General features: G+C 52.7%; 24 protein-coding genes and 4 tRNA genes. 24 read left to right on the top strand and 4 right to left on the bottom strand.

Annotated elements, in window-relative coordinates:
* Positions 1 to 14: 14 nt before the first annotated feature.
* The 5 genes from HMPREF1141_RS02840 to HMPREF1141_RS02820 all read left to right on the top strand — a co-directional run bounded on the left by HMPREF1141_RS02840 (position 15) and on the right by HMPREF1141_RS02820 (position 2,736).
* The gene (locus HMPREF1141_RS02840; RefSeq protein WP_009060871.1) at positions 15 to 2,297 is read left to right on the top strand and encodes an ATP-dependent Clp protease ATP-binding subunit; all 2,283 of its coding nucleotides are present in this window, start codon (positions 15 to 17) and stop codon (positions 2,295 to 2,297) included.
* Between the two features lie 57 nt (positions 2,298 to 2,354).
* Positions 2,355 to 2,428: transfer RNA gene (locus HMPREF1141_RS02835), tRNA-Gly, on the top strand.
* Positions 2,429 to 2,436: 8 nt separating this feature from the next.
* Positions 2,437 to 2,513: transfer RNA gene (locus HMPREF1141_RS02830), tRNA-Arg, on the top strand.
* Between the two features lie 6 nt (positions 2,514 to 2,519).
* Positions 2,520 to 2,596: transfer RNA gene (locus HMPREF1141_RS02825), tRNA-His, on the top strand.
* Between the two features lie 64 nt (positions 2,597 to 2,660).
* Positions 2,661 to 2,736 (top strand) — tRNA-Gln (locus HMPREF1141_RS02820).
* A gap of 159 nt (positions 2,737 to 2,895) precedes the next feature.
* Here the strand turns inward: HMPREF1141_RS02820 and HMPREF1141_RS02815 are convergent.
* Complete coding sequence (locus HMPREF1141_RS02815) at positions 2,896 to 3,132, bottom strand: helix-turn-helix transcriptional regulator (RefSeq protein WP_035316467.1); 237 nt, start codon at positions 3,130 to 3,132, stop codon at positions 2,896 to 2,898.
* A gap of 113 nt (positions 3,133 to 3,245) precedes the next feature.
* On the opposite strand from HMPREF1141_RS02815, the gene HMPREF1141_RS17260 reads away from it, so the two are divergent.
* A complete protein-coding gene (locus HMPREF1141_RS17260) occupies positions 3,246 to 3,422 on the top strand; it encodes a hypothetical protein (protein ID WP_155863460.1) in 177 nt (58 codons plus the stop codon).
* Between the two features lie 206 nt (positions 3,423 to 3,628).
* Here the strand turns inward: HMPREF1141_RS17260 and HMPREF1141_RS02810 are convergent, their stop codons facing one another.
* Complete coding sequence (locus tag HMPREF1141_RS02810) at positions 3,629 to 4,108, bottom strand: TspO/MBR family protein (RefSeq protein WP_035316464.1); 480 nt, start codon at positions 4,106 to 4,108, stop codon at positions 3,629 to 3,631.
* A gap of 247 nt (positions 4,109 to 4,355) precedes the next feature.
* Here HMPREF1141_RS02810 and HMPREF1141_RS02805 point away from each other — a divergent pair, with 247 nt between their 5' ends.
* The 17 genes from HMPREF1141_RS02805 to HMPREF1141_RS02725 all read left to right on the top strand — a co-directional run bounded on the left by HMPREF1141_RS02805 (position 4,356) and on the right by HMPREF1141_RS02725 (position 22,416).
* Complete coding sequence (locus HMPREF1141_RS02805) at positions 4,356 to 4,820, top strand: GNAT family N-acetyltransferase (protein ID WP_155863458.1); 465 nt, start codon at positions 4,356 to 4,358, stop codon at positions 4,818 to 4,820.
* Between the two features lie 271 nt (positions 4,821 to 5,091).
* Positions 5,092 to 5,751, top strand: a complete 660-nt coding sequence (locus HMPREF1141_RS02800; RefSeq protein WP_009060863.1) for an amino acid ABC transporter permease — start codon at positions 5,092 to 5,094, stop codon at positions 5,749 to 5,751.
* Complete coding sequence (locus HMPREF1141_RS02795) at positions 5,732 to 6,409, top strand: amino acid ABC transporter permease (protein ID WP_009060891.1); 678 nt, start codon at positions 5,732 to 5,734, stop codon at positions 6,407 to 6,409. The genes HMPREF1141_RS02800 and HMPREF1141_RS02795 overlap by 20 nt, the downstream gene beginning before the upstream one ends.
* Before the next feature lie 14 nt (positions 6,410 to 6,423).
* Positions 6,424 to 7,170, top strand: coding sequence for an amino acid ABC transporter ATP-binding protein (locus HMPREF1141_RS02790; protein WP_009060824.1), 747 nt, complete (start codon positions 6,424 to 6,426; stop codon positions 7,168 to 7,170).
* Positions 7,171 to 7,189: 19 nt separating this feature from the next.
* Positions 7,190 to 8,080 (top strand): cysteine ABC transporter substrate-binding protein, encoded by an 891-nt coding sequence (locus HMPREF1141_RS02785; RefSeq protein ID WP_009060877.1) that lies wholly within the window; start codon positions 7,190 to 7,192, stop codon positions 8,078 to 8,080.
* 447 nt (positions 8,081 to 8,527) lie between these two features.
* Entirely contained in the window at positions 8,528 to 9,190 is a 663-nt protein-coding gene (locus HMPREF1141_RS02780; protein ID WP_009060844.1) for a formate/nitrite transporter family protein, read from the top strand.
* 282 nt (positions 9,191 to 9,472) lie between these two features.
* Positions 9,473 to 10,672, top strand: a complete 1,200-nt coding sequence (locus HMPREF1141_RS02775) for a diaminopropionate ammonia-lyase (protein ID WP_009060906.1) — start codon at positions 9,473 to 9,475, stop codon at positions 10,670 to 10,672.
* Between the two features lie 207 nt (positions 10,673 to 10,879).
* A complete protein-coding gene (locus tag HMPREF1141_RS02770) occupies positions 10,880 to 11,965 on the top strand; it encodes a helix-turn-helix domain-containing protein (RefSeq protein WP_027103879.1) in 1,086 nt (361 codons plus the stop codon).
* 196 nt (positions 11,966 to 12,161) lie between these two features.
* Positions 12,162 to 12,854 (top strand): cell division ATP-binding protein FtsE, encoded by a 693-nt coding sequence (ftsE, locus tag HMPREF1141_RS02765; protein WP_009060820.1) that lies wholly within the window; start codon positions 12,162 to 12,164, stop codon positions 12,852 to 12,854.
* A complete protein-coding gene (gene ftsX, locus HMPREF1141_RS02760) occupies positions 12,844 to 13,752 on the top strand; it encodes a permease-like cell division protein FtsX (RefSeq protein WP_009060836.1) in 909 nt (302 codons plus the stop codon). The genes ftsE and ftsX overlap by 11 nt, the downstream gene beginning before the upstream one ends.
* On the top strand, positions 13,742 to 14,923 hold the full coding sequence (locus HMPREF1141_RS17755; RefSeq protein WP_009060832.1) for a M23 family metallopeptidase: 1,182 nt from the start codon (positions 13,742 to 13,744) through the stop codon (positions 14,921 to 14,923). The genes ftsX and HMPREF1141_RS17755 overlap by 11 nt, the downstream gene beginning before the upstream one ends.
* Before the next feature lie 148 nt (positions 14,924 to 15,071).
* Positions 15,072 to 16,394 carry a S41 family peptidase gene (locus HMPREF1141_RS02750; RefSeq protein ID WP_009060887.1) on the top strand — a complete coding sequence of 441 codons (1,323 nt, stop codon included), beginning with the start codon at positions 15,072 to 15,074 and terminating at the stop codon, positions 16,392 to 16,394.
* A gap of 152 nt (positions 16,395 to 16,546) precedes the next feature.
* The gene (gene greA / locus HMPREF1141_RS02745; protein ID WP_009060885.1) at positions 16,547 to 17,029 is read left to right on the top strand and encodes a transcription elongation factor GreA; all 483 of its coding nucleotides are present in this window, start codon (positions 16,547 to 16,549) and stop codon (positions 17,027 to 17,029) included.
* 193 nt (positions 17,030 to 17,222) lie between these two features.
* Positions 17,223 to 18,725 (top strand): lysine--tRNA ligase, encoded by a 1,503-nt coding sequence (gene lysS / locus HMPREF1141_RS02740; protein WP_035316462.1) that lies wholly within the window; start codon positions 17,223 to 17,225, stop codon positions 18,723 to 18,725.
* Between the two features lie 7 nt (positions 18,726 to 18,732).
* Positions 18,733 to 19,494 (top strand): hypothetical protein, encoded by a 762-nt coding sequence (locus HMPREF1141_RS02735; protein WP_009060908.1) that lies wholly within the window; start codon positions 18,733 to 18,735, stop codon positions 19,492 to 19,494.
* 122 nt (positions 19,495 to 19,616) lie between these two features.
* Positions 19,617 to 21,272 carry a dihydroxy-acid dehydratase gene (ilvD, locus tag HMPREF1141_RS02730; RefSeq protein WP_009060893.1) on the top strand — a complete coding sequence of 552 codons (1,656 nt, stop codon included), beginning with the start codon at positions 19,617 to 19,619 and terminating at the stop codon, positions 21,270 to 21,272.
* Between the two features lie 82 nt (positions 21,273 to 21,354).
* A complete protein-coding gene (locus HMPREF1141_RS02725) occupies positions 21,355 to 22,416 on the top strand; it encodes a sialidase family protein (protein ID WP_009060920.1) in 1,062 nt (353 codons plus the stop codon).
* A 47-nt stretch (positions 22,417 to 22,463) separates the two neighbouring features.
* Here HMPREF1141_RS02725 and HMPREF1141_RS02720 read toward each other — a convergent pair whose 3' ends face one another.
* Positions 22,464 to 23,030 (bottom strand): TetR/AcrR family transcriptional regulator, encoded by a 567-nt coding sequence (locus HMPREF1141_RS02720; RefSeq protein WP_009060806.1) that lies wholly within the window; start codon positions 23,028 to 23,030, stop codon positions 22,464 to 22,466.
* Between the two features lie 138 nt (positions 23,031 to 23,168).
* Here HMPREF1141_RS02720 and HMPREF1141_RS02715 point away from each other — a divergent pair, with 138 nt between their 5' ends.
* Entirely contained in the window at positions 23,169 to 23,696 is a 528-nt protein-coding gene (locus HMPREF1141_RS02715; protein ID WP_009060873.1) for an HXXEE domain-containing protein, read from the top strand.
* 154 nt (positions 23,697 to 23,850) lie between these two features.
* Here HMPREF1141_RS02715 and tnpA read toward each other — a convergent pair whose 3' ends face one another.
* The gene (tnpA, locus tag HMPREF1141_RS02710) at positions 23,851 to 24,315 is read right to left on the bottom strand and encodes an IS200/IS605 family transposase (RefSeq protein WP_035316352.1); all 465 of its coding nucleotides are present in this window, start codon (positions 24,313 to 24,315) and stop codon (positions 23,851 to 23,853) included.
* Positions 24,316 to 24,456 lie beyond the last annotated feature (141 nt).

The raw sequence follows: 24,456 nt of genomic DNA, 5'->3' as shown, positions 1-24,456 counted from the left end.
AAAGAATTCACAAGATGATTTGTTCAAGATGCAAAAAACGCCCGGCCGTTGTGTTTGTTGCCTCCAGTGCAGACGCAAAGGATGCCAGAGGATATTGCCTCAAATGTGCCAGAGAGATGGGGATTCAGCCTGTAAAGGACATGATGAACCAGATGGGCATTACAGAGGATCAGTTGGAGACAATGGAAGATCAGCTCGATGAGATGATGGGTGGACTGGCGGAGACCTCCGGCGATGGCGACAGTGACGGCGATGGCTTTGTGCCCGGCGGCGCGGCTACGTTCCCGCTCATTCAAAGCATGTTCGGCGGCAATAAGGCCGCCCCGGAATCCACCGGGGAAACGACCCAGACCGCGGAGCACAAAAAACCCGAAAGCAAGAAGAAACGCCGCAATATCGACACGTACTGCACCGATCTGACGAAGCGGGCCAGAAACCACGAGATCGACCGCATTGTGGGCCGCGACCAGGAGATCGCCCGCGTGATTCAGATTCTGTGCCGCAGAACAAAGAATAATCCCTGTCTGATCGGCGAGCCCGGCGTCGGCAAAACCGCGATCGCGGAGGGACTTGCCATTCGCATTGCGGAAGGCAATGTGCCTGCCCGCCTTCGCAAGAAAGAAATCCACCTGCTCGACCTTACCGCGCTGGTGGCCGGCACACAGTTCCGCGGCCAGTTTGAAAGCCGCATCAAGGGGCTGGTGGATGAGGTCAAGGCCGACGGCGACGTGATTCTGTTCGTCGACGAGGTGCATAATCTGGTTGGTACCGGCGACGCCGAGGGTTCCATGAACGCCGCCAATATTTTAAAGCCCGCTCTTTCCCGCGGCGAAATTCAGGTGATCGGCGCGACCACCTTTACCGAGTACCGCAAGTACATTGAAAAGGACAGCGCACTCGAGAGGCGCTTTCAGCCCGTGAAGATCGGCGAGCCGTCCGTAGAGCAGACGACGCAGGTCCTGCTGGGCATCAAGAGCTATTACGAGGACTTTCACCGCGTACATGTGCCGGATGATGTCATCCGCCGTGCGGTGATCCTTTCCGAACGATATATCAACGACCGCTTTTTGCCCGACAAGGCGATCGACCTGCTGGATGAAGCGTGCGCCAGTGCTGCGCTTCGCAACCAGAAGATGGCGGACTATGATGCCGCTGTGTTCCGTCTGGATTCCCTGCGCCAGCAGGAAACCGACCTGACTGCCGACGGGGTGGATCCGGACTATGAAAAGCTGGCACAGGTGCGCTACGAAATCGCCAGCTTGGAGGAAAAGACCCATCAGCTGATGCCCGAAGCGCTCGGCGCGGATGTTGGGGTCGAGGATTTGGCCCATGTGATCGAGCTGTGGACGGGAATCCCCGCCAGCCGCGTGCAGGAAAGCGAGCTGAAGAAGCTTGCGGGGCTTGAAGAGCTTCTCAACAAAAAGGTGATCGGGCAGGAGGAAGCCGTTTCCGCCGTGGCTGCGGCCATCCGCCGCAGCAGGGTGCAGATCAGCCCGCGCCGCCGCCCGGCTTCGTTCATCTTCGTCGGCCCGACCGGCGTGGGAAAAACCGAGTTGGCCAAGGTGATTTCGAAAGAGCTGTTCGACACGCCTGAAACGCTCATTCGGCTCGATATGTCCGAGTTTATGGAGAAGCACTCCGTTTCGCGCATCATCGGCTCGCCGCCCGGCTATGTGGGCTACGACGAGGCAGGCCAGGTGACCGAGAAGGTTCGCCGCCGCCCGTATTCCGTGCTGTTATTTGACGAAATCGAAAAGGCGCATCCTGACGTGATGAATATTCTGCTCCAGATTCTGGACGAAGGACGGATCACCGACGCGCAGGGACGCACTGTCAATTTCGAGAACACGATCATTGTGATGACTTCGAACGCGGGCAGCGAAAAACGCGAGGGTGCGCTCGGCTTTGCCAAGACGGACGCCGACGTGAGCCGCGAAAAAACGATGAAGGCGCTTTCCGAATTCCTGCGGCCCGAATTCTTGAGCCGTGTGGATGAAGTGATCGTATTCCGCTCGCTGAACGCGGAGGATTACAAGAAGATCGCCGCGCTGATGCTCGGCGAATATACCGCAGCCCTCACGGAGCGTGGGATTCGGTTTGCTTACGACGAAAAGGCCGTGAAGTGGCTGGCGGAGCATGCCGTTGGCGGTAAGAGCGGCGCGCGTGACCTGCGCAATCTGATCCGCCGCAAGGTGGAAGACCGCATCACGGCAGAGATTGTGGAGCACAGCGATTCGTCCTTGTCGGGAATTGCCGTAACGGAAGAAAATGACGAAATAAAATTGCAAATAATTTGATGCTTATCTTGACAATTTGTCTTGGAGCGTGTTATAATTCATAACGTCGCTTTGATTGCGGGTGTAGTTCAGTGGTAGAACTCCAGCCTTCCAAGCTGGTCGTGTGGGTTCGATTCCCATCACCCGCTCCAAGACATTCGCGCCAATAGCTCAGCAGGATAGAGCAACTGCCTTCTAAGCAGTAGGCCAGGGGTTCGAATCCCTTTTGGCGCGCCATATATGGTGGATGTAGCTTAGCTGGTTAAAGCGCCAGTTTGTGGCACTGGAGATCGTGGGTTCGAATCCCATCTTCCACCCCACTAAAGAAGGCGAGGCAAAGATGAAAATTTTTGCCTCGTTCTTATTACCATTTTTAATCTGTAATGGGCTGTAGCCAAGCGGTAAGGCAACGGACTTTGACTCCGTCATTGCGATGGTTCGAATCCATCCAGCCCAGCCACCAGCCAGAAGCTGGACACAAGTTGCGCACTCACGTTTTGTGGGTGCGTTTTGTTTTGTACCCGGGAACAGGCTATATACAAATAGGCAGTTACTCCATTGAAAAGATCGTCGGTTTTTGCCGACGATCTTTTGCTTTTCTGGTCTATATGTGAGCCTTCTATTTGAGTAATTCGTCGTATGATGTTCCGAGTACATCACGAATTCCGCGAAGCTGTGTTGCGTAGATATGTTGTATCCCCCGCTCGATTTTTACGAGAGTTTCCCGCGTCATCTCAACGTTGGAAAGTTGAAGTTGACGGATCAGTTCTGTTTGACCGATCTTCTTTTTTAGTCTGATCTCTCTGATGTTTCGGCCGATATGAATTTCATCCTGCTTGATCTTTTGATTGCTCATCATTATGCCCTCCACATTGAACTGGTTTTAGTCCATTTATCTTGATTGTAGAAGAAACAAATGATATAATGGGACTAATTTGGGTCCAGTTAAAATGAGTGAGGTGAATATGCTTGAAAAAGGTTACCATAATGATGGATGATTTTTTATACCAATTTTATAAAAAGATCGGAGAAAATGCCGGCGGTATAAAGCCGGAGCAAGTGATAGTGGATTCCCTGTTCAAACTCGCAGGTGAGTTATCGGTGAATGCTCTAAATGAGAAAGATCATCTGAAGTCAAAGAGATAAAATCGCCACTAACTCTAAAAAAGAGTCTGAACATAGTTTGCGTTCAGACTCTTTTTTGCAGACGTTTTTATAATAGAAATATAAAAATGCTGATTTTTTCGGCTCCGAAGCTCATGCGGCGAATTCCATCGCATGAGCTTCCTCTCTGTTATTGTATGGATCAAAATAGTTTAGCGATTCCGGCTTTTGTTTTCTTATGAAATTCGTTAACGGTTCAAAAGCCACACGCCAAGAGTTAAATAGCCCGCCAGACTGCCCCAGAGAAAGTAGGGAATCTGTAGAAAGCCCGCGGATTTTCGACAGGCAAAGAACAGGAAGATCATTGCCTCAATGACAGACCACAGGCACGAAATCCAAATAACGGACCAAAAGAAAGCCTGCAGGCGGAAAAACAGAAATGGCCAGAAAAAATTCATCAATAGCTGAACGGCATATAAGATCAACGACGGTTTTCTGTACTTGCTGTCTGAAACAAAGACCAGATAGGCGGAAATTCCCATCAGCGCATACAGAATGGGCCAAACCACGGGGAACATCCATCCGGGAGGAGCAAAAGGCGGCTGATTCAGGGTTCGGTACAGCGCGATGCCGTCTCTGGTAAATAATCCGGCCAGGAATCCTGTTCCCATGCTGATGATGATACTTATGATCAGCGCTTTCCATTGGATCGATTTTCTTGAATACATGGATGTTGTTCCTTTCCCGCTTGATACAGCCTTTTCAGACTATTATGGCACAAAACAAAAATCAAATTCCATCTCGGTTCAATCTGTCTAAAAAGCCAAAACAAAAAAGCGATTCTTTTTTTCCACTGCGTTCTATGATATACTGATTTTTATCGATATAGAAAAACCAAAAACCTGTAGTGTAAATCGGCGCGCTTCCCGAACAGTGCCGTTTGCTATCACAGGGATGGGAAAGGGGATTATGAAGATGATATTCCGAAATGGGGAGCGTTCCGACAGTGTGGAGTTGATTGAAATGCGAGTGGAATACCTGAAAGAAGATTGGGGAACTCTGACGGAGGAACAGGAAACGGCGATCAGAAAACAACTGCCGGATTACATGGAACGTCATCTGGGAGGGAATCTGACCGCCTATGTGGCTGAAGAAAACGGGCGTTTGGCTGGTACGGTGCTGATGATGGTTGTGGAAAAGCTCGCGGGGCCGTCTGCGATCAACGGCAAAACCGGAACTCTGATGAACGTTTATGTTCGCCCTGAGTACCGTAAGCTGGGTCTGGGTGCGAAGTTGGTCACCATGGCGCTGGAGGATGCTCGGCGGAAAGAACTGTGCCATGTCGACCTTCATGCAACGGTGCAGGGGAAGAAATTGTATGAATACCTTGGGTTCCAAAAGTCGGAATCGCACTATACCCCTATGGTGTTCGAGCTGTAAGAAGAGCACACCGGATGCTGCGTGAAAGAGAGGCGTTTGCTGCCGCCCGTTTGTTTCAGGGACTCTTTCGCGCGGCTTTTTGCGGCCTTTATAAAAATGATGGCAGACGGTTGACACGGCGGTAAGGATGTAGTAATATAGAACATGCTAATTCATATATGATTACTACGATATAAATGGAACTCTTTTCCGGGAACGCCGTATCATAGAAAAAGTATCTCAAAATATTTTTTCAAAGATTTGATATGACATATGAGGAAGGAATCAGATTTTGGATTTTGAGTTTATCAGACAAAATGTGCCCATGTATCAGACGGCGGCTCTGCTGACACTGCGAATCGCGCTGTGGGGCGTTTTATTTTCGTTTTTGCTTGGGCTGTTCTGCAGCCTGATTCAATATTATAAAGTACCCGTGCTGCGCCGGATCGTCGGCGTATACATCGAACTTTCACGCAATACGCCGCTGCTGGTTCAGCTGTTTTTTCTGTATTTCGGCCTGCCAAAGCTGGGCGTTGTCATCAGCTCTGAAAGCTGTGCCGTGATCGGGCTGGCGTTTCTGGGCGGCAGCTATATGGCAGAGGCATTTCGCAGCGGACTCGAATCTGTGGAGAAGGGCCAGCTGGAGGCCGGGCTCAGCATTGGGCTGGAGCATTCGCAGATCATCCGCTATGTGGTGCTGCCGCAGGCGCTCTCCGTTTCGGTTCCGGCGCTGTGCGCGAACGTGATTTTTTTGATCAAGGAGACATCAGTGTTCAGCGTGGTGGCTCTGGCAGATTTGATGTATGTTGCGAAGGATTTGATTGGCCTGTACTACAAGACGGATGAGGCGCTGTTTTTGCTCGTGACCTCGTATCTCATCATTCTGCTGCCGATTTCGATTGCCTCTTCGCTTTTGGAAAGGAGGCTGCGCTATGCAGGATTTGGGAATTAGCATTCTGCTCGACGGGCGCAATCTTATCCGATTGCTCGAGGGCCTTTGGGTCACGGTGCGCATTGCGCTGCTTTCCGTGGCGATATCGATGGCGCTGGGCGTTCTGCTCGGCATGGTGATGACGCTGAAAAATCCGATTACGAAGGCACTTTCGCGTGTGTACCTTGAAACGGTGCGCATTATGCCGCAGCTGGTGCTGCTGTTCCTGGTGTATTTCGGCGTGACGAAAACATTTGGAATCCATCTTTCGGGCGAGGTCTCCGCGATCATCGTGTTCGTGTTCTGGGGAACGGCAGAGATGGGCGACCTGGTGCGCGGCGCGCTGATTTCGATCCCGAAGCACCAGTACGAAAGCGGCCGGGCGCTCGGCCTGACCGGCGTGCAGATTTACCGTTACATTATTATCCCGCAAACAATCCGGCGGCTGCTGCCGCTTGCAATCAACCTGGCCACCCGTATGGTCAAAACCACCTCTTTGATCGTGCTGATCGGTGTGGTAGAGGTGCTCAAGGTAGGTCAGCAGATCATAGAGGCAAACCGTTACACGGCGCCCAGCGCGGCTTTGTGGATTTACGGTGCGATTTTCTTCCTGTATTTTCTGGTGTGTTTCCCCATTTCGCGTCTGGCGGGAAGACTGGAAAAAAGATGGCAGGACTAAGAGGAGTGCAACAGATGGAGAAAACAGATGCTTTGCTGGAAATTCGGCATCTTAAAAAGGATTACGGTTCCGCCGATGTGCTGCGGGATGTTTCGCTGACAGTCAGCCGCGGCGAGGTCGTTGTGGTGATCGGGCCCTCCGGCTGCGGCAAAAGCACCCTGCTGCGATGTATCAACGGGCTGGAGCCCATCCAGTCCGGTGAGATTTTGCTCGGCGGGCAGGTGCTGACAGACGGCACCGCCAAGTGGAGCCAGGTACGGCAGAAAATCGGCATGGTATTTCAGAGCTACGAGCTGTTTCCCCATATGACGGTGATGGAAAATGTTTTGCTCGGTCCCCTCAAAGTACAGGGGCGGAAGAGAGAAGAAGCCGAAAAAATGGCGGAAACCTTGTTGGAACGTGTGGGCCTTCTGGAGAAGAAGAGTTCCTTTCCTCGTCAGCTTTCGGGCGGGCAGAAGCAGAGAGTCGCGATTGTGCGCGCTCTGATGATGCAGCCGGAAATCATGCTGTTTGACGAAGTGACGGCGGCCCTCGACCCCGAAATGGTGCGCGAGGTGCTCGACGTGATGCTGGAGCTTGCAAAGGGCGGGATGACCATGGTGATCGTCACGCACGAGATGCAGTTTGCCAGGGCGATCGCCGACCGTGTGATCTTTATGGACGCCGGTGAGATCGTGGAATCCGGGGAGCCGGAAGAGTTCTTTACGAAGCCGAAAACAGAACGGCTTCAGCGTTTTTTAAATATTTTTACTTTTGAGTAACTGGAAAGAGGGATTATTGATGAAAAACAGAATCAAAGCTTTATCGCTCGCACTCGCATTGACATTGTCCGTTGGCCTGCTTGCGGGCTGCTCTTCGAACAACGCGGCCTCCTCCGGCACGGATGCTTCTTCCGCCGCGCAGGGCACCGGCAGCAGCACGGCCCGCTCCGTGGCTGAAATCAAGAAGAGCGGCAAGGTTGTCATCGGCGTATTCAGCGACAAAAACCCCTTCGGCTATGTGGATGCAAACGGCAAGTATCAGGGCTATGACGTTTACTTTGCGGAGCGCATCGCAAAGGATCTGGGCGTTGAGCCGGAATATGTTTCTCTGGAGCCCGCCAGCCGTGTGGAATACCTGAAAACCGGCAAGGTTGACATTGTGCTTGCCAACTTTACTGTAACCAAAGATCGTGCTGAGGCGGTCGATTTTGCACTGCCCTACATGAAGGTCGCTTTGGGCGTTGTCAGCCCCGAAAAGAACCTGATCACCGATGTGAAGCAGCTCGCCGGCAAAAAGCTGATCGTTGCGAAGGGAACGACCGCAGAGACTTACTTTACTGCTAACCATCCCGAGATCAATCTGGTGAAGTTTGACCAGTATACCGAAACCTATAACGCCCTGCTCGACGGGCGCGGCGATGCGTTCTCCACCGACAATACGGAGGTTCTGGCCTGGGCGCTGCAGAATCCCGGCTTTAAGGTTGGCATTGAGAGTCTCGGCGACGTCGACACCATTGCTCCTGCCGTACAGAAGGGCAACAAGGAGCTGCTCGACTGGCTGAATGAGGAAATCAAGACGCTGGGCAAAGAGAACTTCTTCCACAAGGACTTTGAAGAGACCCTGAAGCCCGTTTACGGCGATGCGGTTGCTCCTGAGAACCTGGTGGTTGAGGGCGGAGAAGTGAAATAAGCTTCTATTCTAAACAAATAGTTCAGGTGACCTGCGGCGAAGTGTTTCTTCGGCGCAGGTTCTTTTTATCCTGCTTTTGCCGGCGCAGATTCAATTCGCCGGGCGAAGCCAGCCCTGCGCGGGTGGGATCGATTGGCGGAAAATACATCATAATTGCTTATGAATCAAAGAACGTCAGATTTGAGGATGTACCTGAAAACACATAAAAGCTTAAAAAAGCCAGATTATATGATTCTAAAACACTAAAATGAAAGGAATTTGACAAGAAAGTGGAGTGGGAACCTTGATTCATCAAGAATACAATAATAATCAATTTTTGCTGATGATAAGGGGATAGACGAATATAAGACGCGCCGAGATTGGAATGAAAAAGCTTCTGTGCTAAAATAGGCGGGTGTTAGTAACATCTGTCGCGGGCACGGCCCGCTGGGAAAAAGGGGAGTTTTTATGGATAAATTCAGATCCTGGACAGGAACGTTCCTGCTGGCCATATTGGCGGGGATCAGCATCGGTATCGGCTGTGTGATATATATGACACAGGAAAATGCGGTGATAGGGTCCTTTCTGTTTTCGGTTGGGTTGATGACGGTTTTGGTATTCCGGTGGAATCTGTTTACCGGGAAAATGGCGTATATTTCATACCGCGATCCGCAGAAGGTGCTCTGGCTGATTTTGATCTGGCTTGGGAACCTGCTGGGAACCTTTTTGTTGAGTGTGGTCATGTCCGTCACGCGCCAGGGGGCGAAGCTGCACGAAAAGGCGGTGCATCTGGCGGAGATCAAGCTGGGCGACAATCTGCTCAGCCTGTTTATCCTGGGAATTTTCTGCGGCCTTTTGATGTATGTGGCGGTGGAGGGCTACCGCAGCAATCCGCACCCCGTGGGAAAATACCTGGGGATCATTTTCAGCGTGATGGTCTTTATCCTCAGCGGCTTTGAGCACTGCGTCGCCGATATGTTCTATTTTTGGATGGCTGGCGTGCTGGGGGATGGACTTCTCAGCCTGGTGGTGATCACGCTTGGCAATGTGGTCGGCGGGGCCGGCTGCGCCGCGCTGCACCGTTTGAGCGGCCGGCTGATTGAAGAGCCGGAGCCGGCCAAGGCGGAATAGCCGCCCCTTGCATTTGCGGGAGCAAACTGCTATACTCAATTTAACAAAATTTTCCACCGGGTAAGCACCTCCGGTGGAAAAAATGAAAAGCCATGCGTTTTCAGAGTGTTGCCATAAGAATACAAGTCAGGGTACCGAGCATAAAACTCTGGTACCCTGAAATATTCTTACGATAAAAAACACTGGTGTTCGCGCACGGCTTTTTTCATAACAAGAATTAGCGGTCTCTCGCCGCTGTTGACGAGGGAGCCAAGTGTTTGACCAGGAGAGGAGAGAGAGTTTATGGATCGCCCGGTATCGCTTTTGGCCGGAGCCCCCGACCATCATCCGGATTTTTCGTATTTTACAGATCAGGAGCTTTCCTTTGCGCAGGCATTTCACCGCTCGATGCCTCAGTATGAGGAAACGCCATTGGTCTCTCTGCGCGGTTTGGCGCAAAGACTGGGAGTCAAAAATATTTTTGTGAAGGATGAATCCAAACGATTTGGATTGAACGCGTTTAAGGGGCTTGGGGCTTCTTTTGCGATCGCCCGGCTTTTGTGGGAGGATTTGGGCTACACCGGCGCGCCGGATTACGCTGTTCTGACAACGCCGGAGGCCAGAGAACGGGCGCGTGATCGCATCTTTGTGACTGCGACCGACGGAAACCATGGCAAAAGCGTGGCGTGGGCAGCTTCTGTGTTTGGCTGCCGGGCCAGAGTATATATGCCGAAGGGCTCAAAGGAAAGCCGCGTACAGGCGATCCGTGCAATCAACGACACGCCGGTTGAGGTTACCGAACTGAATTATGACGACGCGGTGCGTCTTGCGGCGAAGTGGGCCAAAGAGAACGGTCAGACTCTGGTGCAGGATACCGGAACAGCGGAGTACGCGAAAATCCCGCGCGATATCGCGCTGGGGTATACCACCATGGCATCGGAAGCGCTGGAGCAAATGCGGGTTCAGGGTGAAGCAGCACCGACTCACGTGTTCCTGCAGGCGGGCGTCGGCTCTATGGCGGGAGGCGTTCTCGCTTATCTGGAGCAAAAACTGACCGCAAATCCTCCGTATACTGTCATTGTGGAGCCAGATACGGTGGCCTGCATTTTTGAATCGGTGAAAACCGGCGGCGGCAATCCCGTCGCGATCGGCGGGAACCCGGAAACGATCATGGCGGGCCTGAACTGCGGCGAGCCGAATCCGCTCACCTGGCCGGTGCTGCGCGATTTTGCGTCGTGCTATGCCGCCTGCCCCGACTGGGTGACCGAGCTTGGCATGCGCACACTGGCGTATCCGCATAACGGGGACGGGAAGGTGATCTCCGGGGAATCGGGCGCCGTGGGGCTCGGTTTGCTCGTGCATTTGTGCCTTGCTCCAGAAATGCACGCCGAACGTCAGCGCATGGGTCTGGATGAAAATGCGACCGTTTTGCTGTTCAGTACCGAGGGCAACACAGACCCCGAGGCTTACCGCAGAATTGTGGAAGCAGCGGGCAGTAAATAAGAATCATTCTTTGGCGCGGCCTTTTGCGGCCGCGCCATTTTCTGATTTAGAACGTTACTCTGTCGATTTCAGAAAGTTTTTTAACAAATAATCTGCTCCAAGCTTGAAATTTCATCAAAATTTGTGTAAAATATATTGGACAATATCAATTCGATATGCTTGATTGATCCAGAGTCATCTGGAAAACTGATAAAGTGAGGGAGCATCATGTCAAATAGACTGTTTCAGGGAGTTATTCACCAAATGCGCGACGCGATTGACAGAACGATCGGCGTCATTGACGAGACCTCGGTTATTATTGCCTGCAGCGAGCTGGGTCGTATCGGTGAAGTGAACGAAAGCATTACTCCGGACACCATTGCTTCGCCCAATCCCTTTGTGGTAGGAGGATATACCTACAAGTCTTTTGGCAGCCGCCCCCGCCCGGAATACGCTGTATTCGTTTCGGGCAGCGACAGCGAAGCGATGAAGTATGTAAACCTGCTCTCGATTTCGCTGAGCAGCATCAAACAGTATTACGACGAGAAATACGACCGCAGCAATTTCATCAAGAACGTGATTCTCGACAACATACTGCCCGGGGATATTTACCTCAAGGCCCGCGAGCTGCACTTCAATTCGGATGTAAGCCGCGTGTGTATGCTGATTAAGATTTCGAACAAATCCGATATTTCGGCCTACGATGTGATTCAGAACCTGTTCCCCGACAAGAACAAGGATTTCATTATCAACATCAACGAAACGGATATCGCGCTGATCAAAGAGATCCGCACCGGCATTGAGCCGAAGGATCTGGATAAGCTGGCCAGCTCGATTGTAGACACGCTTTCGAGCGAATTCTACACCCACTGCGTTGTGGGTATCGGCACCATTGTTGTCGGCATTAAAGATCTGGCGCGCTCCTTCAAGGAAGCGCAGGTCGCGCTTGAGGTTGGCAAGGTGTTCGACACCGAAAAATCCATCGTCAGCTACGACAATCTGGGCATTGCCCGTTTGATCTATCAGCTGCCCACCACCTTATGTGAAATGTTCCTCAAGGAGGTATTCAAGCGCGGCTCGATCGAATCGCTTGACCATGAGACACTGTTCACGATTCAGCGCTTCTTCGAAAACAACCTGAACGTTTCCGAAACGTCGCGCAAGCTGTTCGTTCACCGCAACACGCTCGTTTATCGCTTGGAAAAAATCAAAAAAATCACCGGGCTGGATCTGCGCGAGTTCGAGGACGCGATTGTGTTTAAGGTAGCTCTGATGGTCAAGAAATATCTTTCCTCGAATCCGGTAAAATTTTGACGGAAAAGAATAAAAATATTACAGAAAAATTACAAATTTATTCTTTTAGAGAACAATAAATCTTTCGCCCATTGGTATTATGTAAACATACCAATGGGTGTTGATTTTTAGGGAGAAATCGTGCCGTTTTCTGGAGGCGTTTTGGTGCGCCCGGCGGCATTTCGCACGGGGAAATTTATTTTTTGGAGCGATGACATTGATAGAATTTGTAGATGTTTTTAAAACATATGGGAATGGTACAGAAGCGCTCCGGGGCGTGAATCTGAAAGTGGAAAAAGGCGAATTCGTTTTTATTGTGGGTTCTTCCGGGGCGGGCAAAAGCACCTTTTTAAAGCTGATTACCTGTGAGGAAGCTCCGAACAGCGGCGAGATCATCGTCAACGGCAGAAAGCTTTCTACCGTGAAGAGAAGGGACATCCCCTATGTGCGCCGCACGATGGGAATGGTGTTCCAGGATTTTCGCCTGATCGATAAAATGACGGTGTTTGACAACGTGGCGTTTGCCATGCACGTGGTGGGAGCTTCTCAAAGAGAGATCAAAAAGCGTGTGCCGTACATATTGAACCTTGTGGGGCTGAAAGAAAAAATCAATTGCCGCCCGAAAGAGCTCTCCGGTGGAGAGCAGCAGAGGGTGGGGCTTGCGCGCGCGCTGGTGAACAACCCCAGCATGATTATTGCGGACGAGCCTACCGGCAACATTGACCCGGCCCTTTCGTTTGAAATCGTGGGCCTTTTAAGTGAAATCAACCGCAGGGGCACCACCGTGCTGATGGTCACGCACGAACACCGGCTCGTGAAGCATTTTCGCCGCCGCGTGGTGGAAATTCACGACGGGCTGGTTGTGGCCGACAGCTGCAATCTTGCTTTGGAGGTACCCGATGAGAATTAGCAGTGTCAAGTATTTACTGAAGGAGGGCGTCAAGAACGTCTGGGTCAACCGCATGATGGCCTTTGCCTCCATTGGCGTTCTGGTGGCATGCCTGCTGATGACGGGAGCGGCCACGCTGTTTTCGATGAACCTGAACATGGCCATGCAGACGCTGCAAAACGATAACTCCGTTACCGTGTACATGGCGAATGATCTGCCCACACTCAAATCGGTGCAGGTGGGCGAGGAGATCAAAAAGCTCGACAATGTGGAAGACTGCGAGTTTGTTCCAAAGGGTGAGGCGCTGGAGGCGCTGATGAAATCCATGGGCGACGACGGCAGCGTGTTCAGCAGCCTTTTAGGCGATGACAATCCCCTGAACGATGTGTTCAAGGTAAAGATGAAAGACCTTTCCCAGTATCAGGAAACCGCAAAGAAGATCAGCTCGCTGGAAGGGGTCTATAAGGTCCGCGATTATTCCGATGTGGCTGCAAAGCTGACAAGCCTTGACCGTCTTGTGACAACGGCCGGCTTCTGGATCGTGCTGATCCTGAGCCTGGTTTCGGTGTTCATCCTTTCCAACACCATTCGGATTACGATGTTCTCGCGCCGATTGGAGATCAGCGTGATGAAATCCGTGGGTGCGACGAACAGCTTCGTTCGAGTGCCGTTCGTTGTGGAGGGAATTCTGATCGGGCTGTTTTCGGGCCTTTTGGCCAGCGGCCTGCTGGCGCTGATCTACGATAAAACCCTGAAAACCATTACGGGCATTGTCCCCTTTTTCCAGCCGCTGCCGCTCGGGAATGTGATGGGACAGATCGTATTGTTGTTTATTGCCGCGGGCGCCCTGTTCGGCGCGTTGGGCGGCGGTATTTCCATCGGTAAATATCTGAAGGGAGGAAATTCCATTGGCTGGTAAAGGCAGGCGTTCGATTCTGGCACTTGCGCTGGCGGTGATTGTCGTTTTTTCATGTGTTCCGCCGGGGGTGCAGGCCAGCTCCACGATCAATCAGCTGCAGCAAAAGCAGAGCCAGCTGAAAAAGCAGCAGGAGGCTACTGCGGCCAAGCTCAAACAGCTGAAGGCAGACAAGGCCAAGCAGCAGGAGTATAAGAACACGCTGGATACTCAGGTGCAGACCGTGCAGAGCCAGATCGACACGCTGAACGATCAGGTGGCCGCGCTGGATGCGGACATCAAAGAGAAAGAATCGCAAATTGCGGAAAAGCAGAAGAGCATCGACGCCAACATTGAGCAGCTCAAGCAGCGCGTGCGCGCCATTTATCTGCTGGGGGAATCCTCTCAGCTTGAAATGATCCTCGGTGCGCAGGATGTGATGGATTTTCTCGATAAAACCGAGCTGGTGCGCTCCATTTCGCAGCATGACCAGCAGGTGATTCAGACGCTGAAAACCGATATGGCCTCGATCAAAACGCAGAAAGAGCAGATCGAACAGAACCGGCAGAGCGTGGCGCAGGCCAAAAAGGAACTGGACACCAAAAACTCGGAGCTCTCGGGCCTGCTGGCGGAAAGCTCGCGTGTTTTGACAGAGATTTCGGCCAATGTGGTCAGCACCAATTCGGAAAATAACCGCCTGGCTGCCGAACGCAAAAAGGTGGATGCCGAGGTCGACCAGTGGTACAAGGATTATTACGCCAGCATTAAGGATAATAATAAGGACAATCAGGCCAGCGGCGGCTACGTCAGCAAGGGGCAGTTTACCTGGCCGCTTCCAGGTTATACTAAGATCACTGCCTACTGGGGCGATAACCGCGGACACAAAGGCATCGACATCGCCGGCTCCGGCGTTTACGGCAAGCCGATCGTTGCGGCGGATAACGGCAAGGTCATCCTTGCGGTTCAAAGCGGCTGGGGCGGCGGCTACGGCCTTTGCGCGTACATCGACCACGGCGGCGGATATTCCACCCGCTACGGACATATGAGCAAAATCATTGTAAAGACCGGCGACGTGGTCAAAAAGGGACAGACCATCGGTTATGTGGGCAGCACCGGCGATTCCACCGGGCCGCACCTGCATTTTGAGATCCGCGTGAACGGTGTTGCGCAGAACCCGATGAAATGGTTCAGCTAAACGAAAACAGGCGGTTGATTTCTTCCCCGGCCTTTGGCCGGGGAAGAAATCGCTGTTTCCACGCCCAAGGCGGGGGACGGAATCGCCGTGTTTAGGGAAGATCACGTTGAAAGCGATTGGACGATAACAAAAAGATAGAGGGAAGCATATGAGCAAAAAAGTGTCGCTCGGCGCGGCAGCAGCGATGTCTTTGGTGGCAGCCGCCATTACGGTTTCTCTGACGTATACCTTTGCGATGGGGCGCTTTAATGAAAAAGTGGCCGATGTGAACGAACGCCAGGCCATGTATACAAAGCTGAGTGAAATCGACCAGAAGGTACGGCAGGATTATATCGGAAAAATTGGGGAAACTGAGCTGAACGACGGCATTGCAGCCGGTTATATGGCTGGGCTGGGCGATTCCGGTGCGAAATATCTTTCCGCGGAAAAATATAAGAACTATCTCAGCTCCACCTCTAAAAAGGCGGTGGGCGTCGGCATTCGCACCATTCAGGACGCCGACGGAAACATGGAAGTCATTGAAGTGCTGCCCAACTCGCCGGCCAGCAAGGCCGGCCTGCAAAAGGGCGATGTGATTCTTTCGCTCGACGGCAAAGAGGTGATCCGCCTGAGCTACGGCGAGGCCGTGAACAAGCTCGACGGCACCGTGGGTACTACGGTAAAACTCGGCCTGCTGCGCAAGACGACGGCAGACGGCAAAACCACGACCAACAAGATGGATGTGACCGTCACCCGCGCCGAATACCAGCGCGTAACGGTCTCTTCGTCCGTCATCAACGGCAACGTCGGCTATATTGCGATCTCGGAATTCCAGAGTTCTACAAAGGATCAGTTTGTTTCGGCGATCAATACCCTCACTGAGAAAAAGGTGGCGGGGCTTGTGATCGACCTGCGCAACAACTCCGGCGGCAGCGAAGAGGTGATGGCCTCCGTGCTCGACGAGTTCCTGCCGGCAGTGAGCCTGGTGAGCTATGCGGACAGAAACGGCAAGATCACGGTGGAGTACAGCTCGAAATCCGGCGAGATCAACCTGCCGATCAGCGTGGTGGTAGGCTCCAGCACGTATGGCGCGGCGGAAATTTTTGCTGCGGATATCAAGGACTATAAAAAGGGAAAACTGATTGGTGAAAAAACTGCGGGCCACGGCACCAAGGAGGACATGATCCCCTTGTCGGACGGTTCGGCAATTCAGCTTTCCGTTGGCAATTACACCCGCATTGACGGAAAGACCTTCAACGGTGTCGGTGTGGATGTCGACATGGCGATTGAGATGACCCAGGAGCAGAAGGATCTGCTGCTGCGCCGCTCGCTCACCACGCTGGAGGATCCGCAGATTCAGGCGGCTGTCACCGCTTTGGTGACGCAGGGCGCGGACGTGCAGCAGATTCCGGGCACCGACAGCGGCAACCTGGAAGACGGTGCTTCCAGCGCAGCGTCCGGCTCGCCGTCTTCCGCGGCGGCCTCCAAATAGGCGTTGACAGACGCATACTTGTTCACTATAATAGATGTATTGCGAAGTATAGTCAGACAAAGCATGACGATTCTTCCCTCGCGGGGGAAGAATCGAGCCCTTTTTATGTTGTATGGCTATAGATTCACTCTGAAAAAGGTGGTAAACAGCTGATGGCAAAGCAGGTCATTTTAACCCAGGAGGGACTTGAAGCCCTCGAGCAGGAGTTGGAATATTTAAAATCGGTAAAACGAAAAGAAGTTGCCGAAAAAATCAAGGTAGCTTTGTCTTTCGGAGATTTGTCCGAAAACAGCGAATATGATGAAGCGAAAAACGATCAGGCGATCATGGAAGCACGCATCGCCGACATTGAGGTGATGCTCAAAAACGTGGTCGTGATCGATGAAGATGAGCTGGGCAACGAAAATATCCACATTGGCTCCAAGGTGGAGGTTCGTGTCACTCCTGAGGGAAGAGACTCATCGATCAAGGAATATAAAATTGTCGGTTCCAACGAAGCGAATCCCTTGCAGGGAAAAATTTCGGATGAATCCGCGGTCGGCAAGGCCCTACTGGGCCACGGCGTGGGCGACAAGGTTGAGGTGGAGGTTCCGGCCGGAATCATCCATTACGAGATTCTTGCGATTTCGAAATAACGGATTCCGAAAAGAACGAAACGGCGCGGGGCGGGAGTGAAAATTTTCACCCTGCCCCGTTTTTGCACAAGAATGTGAATCTGCGATCACAAAGTGAAACACCGTTGTGTTTGCGGCTTTATGGAACGCGGGTTTATATCAGAAGACCGCCGTGCGGCGGAGGAATACAGAAAACAGGGAGAGTAGGATAGTGATGAGCGATAAGACAAAGGAGCCTGTGGAGCAGGAGCAGCAGGACATCAGCGAGCTGCTTCAGATTCGCCGGGACAAGCTGACTGCACTGCAGCAGGCGGGCAAGGACCCGTTTGAAATTACGGTCTGCGACCGCAACGCGTTCGCGCAGGATATTCGCGACCGGTTCGAAGAGATTGAGGGCCAGGATGTTGTGATTGCCGGCCGCATCATGAGCTGGCGCGACATGGGCAAGGCCAGCTTTATGGATATTCAGGACCGCACGGGCAGAATCCAGGTCTACCTGAAAATAGACGACATTGGTGAGGAAGCTTATCATGGCCTGCAGAACTGGGACATTGGCGACCTTGCGAGCGTTTCCGGCTTTGTGTTCCGCACCCGCAGAGGCGAAATTTCCGTCCATGCGAAGAGTATCACGCTGTTGGGAAAATCCCTGCTGCCGCTGCCGGATAAATTCCACGGCCTGAAAGATACCGACCTGCGGTACCGCCAGCGCTATGTGGATTTGATCGTAAATCCCGAGGTGAAGAGCACCTTTGAAAAGCGCAGCCGTGTGATCGCGACGATCCGCCGCATTCTGGACGAACGCGGCTACGTGGAGGTGGAGACCCCCGTTCTGAACCTGATCCCCGGCGGCGCGGCGGCCCGCCCGTTCATCACCCACCACAACACGCTCGACCTCGATTTGTACCTGCGCATTGCGCCGGAGCTGTATTTAAAGCGCCTGATCGTCGGCGGGATGGAAAAGGTATACGAGATTGGCCGTCTGTTCCGAAATGAGGGAATGGACGTAAAGCACAACCCTGAATTTACAACCATCGAGCTGTATGAGGCGTATACCGATTACCACGGCATGATGGATTTGACTGAGCGCCTCATCAATGCCTGCGCCAAAGAGGTGTGCGGCACGGAGGAGATCACCTATCAGGGTGAGGAAGTCAGCCTGAAGCTGCCGTTCTGCCGCATGACGATGAACGACGCGATCAAGCAGTACACCGGCGTGGATTTCCTGTCGTTCAAGGGCGATACGGTCCGCGCGCTGGAAGAGGCGAAGAAGTTCCACTTTGAAACAAAGGCCACCGACTCCTGGGGCGATATTATGAATCTGTTCTTTGAGGAGAAGGTAGAGGGCGAGCTGGTACAGCCGACCTTCATTTACGATTACCCGGTAGAGGTTTCTCCGCTGACAAAGCGCAAGAAGGATGTGCCGGAGCTGGTGGAACGCTTTGAGCTGTTCGCCACCCGCCGCGAATTCGCAAATGCGTATTCCGAGCTGAACGACCCGGTTGATCAGCGCGAACGCTTTATGCGCCAGATGCAGCTCAGAGAGGCCGGCGATGAAGAGGCGAATATGATCGATGAGGATTTCCTCACCGCTCTGGAATACGGTATGCCCCCCACGGGCGGCATGGGCATGGGCATCGACCGCCTGGTGATGCTTTTGACTGACAGCGCGTCGATCCGCGACGTGCTTTTGTTCCCGACTATGAAACCCAGGGAGTGAGATTCACTTGGCAAGGGACCGGTATCTGTGGAACGCGGGGGAAGAGACCATCCACCAGGACGGTGAGACGGCACATCCCCAAACCCCCAAGGGAAAATGGGAGAATTTTTGGTACTACCATAAATTTCACCTGCTGATCGGGCTGATCGTCATCGCTCTGATTTACAGCTTTGTGTATGAGCTGACGACAAAGGAAGAACCGGATTACCAGATCGGTGTTCTGACGGAAACCAAGTTTTCGGACGAGGCCGCCGCCGTGCTGGAGCAAAAGATTGCCCAGTACGGGGAGGATCTGAACGGGGATGGCCGCGTGATCGTGCGCGTGAATCCCTATTTCATCGTCATGGAGGAAGGGAAGGAAGTCAGCGATCCCTCTTTACAGATGGCGAGTGTGGCCAAGTTCCTGTCGGATTTGGAAACAGGCGACAGCATGATCTTTCTGACAGATGACACGAGCTTTCAGGGGCACCAGAAATCCCGGGAGATGTTCTCGAATCTGGACGGTACTGTGCCGGAAGTCGGAGCGGGGCAGAACGAGACCGCCATGCGGCTGCCCTGGAAGGACGCAAAGCCGTTGTCCACTCTTGTCACCGAAGCGGATTTGAGTATGCTGGACGTTGACAGCCGCCAAAAGGTGATGCAGCAGCTCGACGGGCTGGGCATTTCCCTGCGGGTCTTCAGCGGAACTCCCCTGGAGCAGAATCCGGAGAAGGAATCCTATTACACCGCCAGCCGTACTTTGTTCGACCGGCTGGTGTATGGAAAATAAATTTAGAGTTCTTTCAGTAAAGAACCGTTTCGTTTCTCCGCCGGAGGCGAGGCGATGGAACGACTGTCATTTGCTGATGGATGGAAGATTCATAATCAGGCACTTTTAGGAGGGAAAACACGATGAGAAGCGATTTAATGAAAGAAGGCGCCGCACGTGCCCCGCACCGCTCTTTGCTGTACGCGCTGGGACTGACGGAAAACGAGATGAAACGCCCCTTTATTGCGGTGGTCAATTCCGCCAGCGATTATATCCCGGGCCATCGTCATCTAAAGGACATCAGTGAGGCAGTCAAGGCCGGAATTCGCAACGCGGGCGGTGTTCCGTTTGAGTTTAACACCATCGGCGTCTGCGACGGGCTTTCCATGAACCACAAGGGCATGAAATATTCCCTGTGCTCCCGCGAGCTGATCGCCGACTCCATTGAAGTGATGCTCACTGCGCATCCGCTGGATGCCGTCGTGTTTATCCCCAACTGCGACAAGGTGGTGCCCGGCATGCTGCTGGCTGCCTGCCGCCTGAACCTGCCCAGCATCTTTGTCAGCGGCGGCCCCATGCTGCCGGGCCTGCACAACGGCGTCCGCTTCGGCCTTTCTGAAATGTTTGAGGCCGTGGGCAGCTTTGCCGCCGGCAAGATTGATGAAGCCGAGCTGACTGCGCTGGAAAAATCCGCGTGCCCCACCTGCGGTTCGTGTTCCGGCATGTACACGGCGAACTCCATGAACTGTCTTACTGAGGCGATCGGTCTGGCCCTGCCCGGCAACGGCAGCATCCCGGCCGTGATGTCCGACCGCATTCAGCTGGCGAAAACCGCCGGTGAGCGCATTCTGGAGCTATACCATGAAGACTTGCGCCCGAGCGACATCCTGACGGAAAAATCCTTTGAGAATGCACTCCGCTCCGAAATGGCGCTCGGCTGCTCCACCAACTCGGTGCTGCACCTGACCGCCATCGCCTATGAGCGCGGCGTAAAGCTCGATATTACCGATATTGACCGCATCAGCCGCGACACTCCGCAGCTGTGCAAGCTGAACCCGGCCAGCCAGGTGTTTATCACCGACCTGAATCAGGTAGGCGGCATCCCCGCCGTGATGAAGGAGCTGGCGCGCGGCGGCAAGCTCAACACCGACTGCAAGACCGTTCTCGGTACCGTAGAGGATCGCATCAGCGCCGCGCCCGACGCGGACGGTGAGATCATCCGCAAGCTGGAAGACCCGTTCCGCAAGGACGGCGGCATCGCCGTGCTGCAGGGCAATATCGCTCCTGACGGCGCGGTGGTCAAGCAGGGTGCGGTTGCTCCCGAAATGATGCAGCACACCGGCCCGGCACGCTGCTTTGACTGCGAAGAGGACGCCTCGGAAGCGATCCTCTCCGGCAAGATCAACGCGGGCGACGTTGTCGTGATCCGCTATGAGGGCCCGAAGGGCGGCCCCGGCATGCGCGAGATGCTGACCCCCACCTCTGCCCTGACAGGGATGGGTCTGGGTTCCAGCGTGGCGCTCATCACCGACGGGCGCTTCTCCGGCGCAACGCGCGGCGCGGCGGTCGGCCATGTTTCGCCTGAAGCCGCTGTGGGCGGCCCCATCGCGCTGATCCGCGAGGGAGATATCGTCGATGTGGATATTACAAACCGCGTGCTGAACCTGCATGTGGATGCTGCGGAGCTGGAAAGACGCCGCAAGCAGTGGAAGGCGCCCGAGAAGGAGCTTTCCGGGTACATTAAGCGCTATGCGCAGCACGTGACCTCCGGTTCACGCGGCGCGGTATTTGAAAAATAAAAGATAAAAATAAAAGGAAGATCGTTTCCCCGCGCAGAGGAAACAGTCTTCCTTTTTTATGATTCAAGAAAGAGGTGGAAAAATGCCGCAGATTCAAAAAATGGTTCAGCATGGGGAGGGTGGATACGCAATGTATCGGGTTCCCGGGCTGATTGTGACAACAAGAGGCACGCTGCTTGTCTATTACGAGGGACGGCAGGAGGATTTGCAGCGGCGAACCCTGTTGTGCAGAAGAAGTGAGGATGGCGGAAAAACGTTTGCCCCTCAGCAGATTTTAAAGGACAGCGAGAACGGCCGAATGGTACATAATCCGCTGATGCTGACCGCTCCGGATGGAAGAATCTTATTCTTCTGGATGGAGGATTACAAGCGTCTTTTTGTTCAGGAAAGCTTTGATGATGGAAAAAGCTTTGGATCTTGCCGGGAACTCACTTGCCTGGTGGAGCAGTGGAAGCCGGTGTACCCGTGGAATGTATTTGCGGTGGCGCCTGGCCATGCAATTTGTACCCAAAACGGGCAGCTTGTGGTGCCTCTGTGGATGAGCCGGGGGGTCAACGCGCACCGCCCCGCGTGCTTTGCCTGCCTGTACAGCGATAATAACGGTCTTATCTGGCAAAGGGGAGACATAGTAGACGGCTCACCGGAGATCACCGACCCCACGGAGGCCAGTGTGACAGAATGTTCTGACGGGACCCTGCTGGCGACAATGCGCCATGGAACCCTCGGTGTGCGGCAGCGCGCGTTTGTACGCGGTACAGCAGACTGCTGGCAAAAAGCGCAGCTGAACCCCGGCCTTCCCGACCCGGTCTGTGCCGGGGCGCTGGCGCGTCTGGAGGATGGCAGACTGCTGTTTTCCAACTGCGCCTATGGGGATGCTCCGGCCGTTGAACTGGAAAAATCGGGGGATACCATCCAATGGAGCCGCGACGCCCGGCAGAATCTGACCCTCCGATTCAGCGCGGACGACGGCGGAACCTGGTCTGGCGGCGTACTGATCGAACAGCAGGCGGGCTATTCCGATCTGGCGGTATCTGTGGATCAGCAAATGATATTTTGCTTTTTTGAGAGCGGGTGGATTGACGGCGACTGTATTTATAATGAATCCCTGGCCCTGGCGCGAATTGCGGTTGAGGAGCTGAGTTAGCCGATTTATAGTGCATAACAAAAAGGCTGTTATTCAAAGTGATTTGTTCACGGCGAAGAACGGCCTTTTTTGTTTCGTTCGATTGCCGTAAGGATGATTTCAGAAATTCCTTCCGGGGCGGGCCGCTCTTCCATCTGGAGCCATTCGGACAGGATGTTCCAAAGTGCGCCCGCACTGGCCAGCAGAGCAATTTTCTTTTCCAATGGGGTTTGATAAATGCCCTGATCACCGCGCACCATGTCGTGAATAACAGGCAGGATCAGGTTGAATTGCTCCAGCAGATAATAAAGAAGATGATTTTTTTGCAGCAGTCTTAAAAAATCAATATGCTTCTCGCAAAAGGTAAAAAAGATATCGATGATCTCTTTCAGCGAATAAGAGGTGCTTTTGTCAAAACAAGAGACATATTCGTTGGAGATAGTCAAAAAGTATTGCTCCAGCAATTCTTCCTTTGAATTGAAAATACGGTAAAATGTCCTTCTGGATAATTGCGCGTGTTCGGCGATTTCGGTTACGGTGATTTCGCTGTATTCCTTTTTGCTCATTAAGTCTAATAAAGATTGAATCAGCCACTGCCGGGATTGCTCGGCAATGGGATTTTTCAGTGGGTTCATGACTTTCTCCCCTTTCCTTGTCACACTTTTTGAAACATGTAGCACTTGTGCCGAAACGATTGACGTTGGTGCTTGAAATCATTATACTGAAAACAAACAAGTGTCGCAAGTGTGACAGTTAAGAAGGGGGACGATAACTTGTTTACCATAAATGCGATCGTCTGGTTGTTTCCGGTCCTGTTTATGCTGCACGATTTTGAGGAAATTATTGTTGTGGAGGCCTGGAAAAATCGCTATCAGGCACAGCGGATAGCGGCAAAAATGAAAAAGCCACCCTTTGAGGATTTAAGGAGCACCGCGTCCTTTTCGATTGCCGTTGCAATCGAGTTCATCGTGATTTGCGCAATTTCTTTGCTGTCTGTCCTGATGAACTGGTACCTGCTGTGGTATGGTCTGTTTTTCGGCTTTACTGTGCATTTACTTGTGCATGGCGTTTTATGCCTGCGTTTTCGGCATTATGTACCCGGCATTGTGACATCAATTCCGTTTTTTCCGATTTGCGTTTATTTGCTGTATGTGTCGAGCACACTTTTTCCGTTCACCGGAATGGAAATTTCCCTTTTCTGTGTACTGGGCGTGGTTGCGATGTTGCTGATAGTGATTGGCCTGCACCGGGCGATGGGGGCTTTCGAAAGGCTGGTAACGGCGTTTGCCAGAGAACGATAGTGATTTCAAAAGACTGCCCTCTGCCAAAAGGGAAGCAGGATTTTGCGAATAGTTACCCCCCGGCAAAGCCGGGGGTTCTTCATATGCGGGCAAAGCCCTGTTTTTCTGGCGGCGCCTCAAGGCGCTGGTACGGTCTGCCACTTGCAAGGGTTTGTTACTTGCTACCCGTAAACGGGTCGACGTACTCTTTGAGCGTCATCTGATCTTCAATCTGGTCTTCTGCCAGCTGATTTTTGATATACTCGGCAATTGCTTTGTCATTCTTTCCTGCCGTGTCTACAAAATATCCTCTGCACCAGAATGTCCGGTTCCCATACTTGTATTTTAAATTTGCATGTCTCTCAAAGATCAACAGTGTGCTCTTTCCTTTGAGAAATCCCACGAATCCTGAAACACTTATCTTCGGTGGTATCTTTACCAGCATGTGGATATGATCCAGACACACCTCTGCTTGTATAATTTCTACTCCTTTCCAATTACACAACTCCCTCAATATTTTTCCTATTTCCACTCGCATATTTCCATATGCTACTTTCCTACGGTACTTGGGTGCAAATACGATATGGTATTTGCAATTCCAGCTCGTATGGTTTAAACTATCTATGTCGTTCGTCTTCATGCGAATGTCCTCCTTTTGATATGTCTTGCTGCAGTTGGCAGACCGCAGCTTCATTATATCAAAAGGAGTTTTTTTACTATACTCACCGCTAAAGCTTTTTTGAACTCCCCGGCATAGCCGGGGGTTTTCGTATTACAAAAA

This window comes from Clostridium sp. MSTE9 (genome assembly GCF_000277625.1).
In the GTDB taxonomy this organism is placed as follows: domain Bacteria; phylum Bacillota; class Clostridia; order Oscillospirales; family Acutalibacteraceae; genus Faecalispora; species Faecalispora jeddahensis.
The sequence above is the reverse complement of the archived record's forward strand: the minus strand, read 5'-3'. Positions and strand labels throughout refer to the sequence as shown.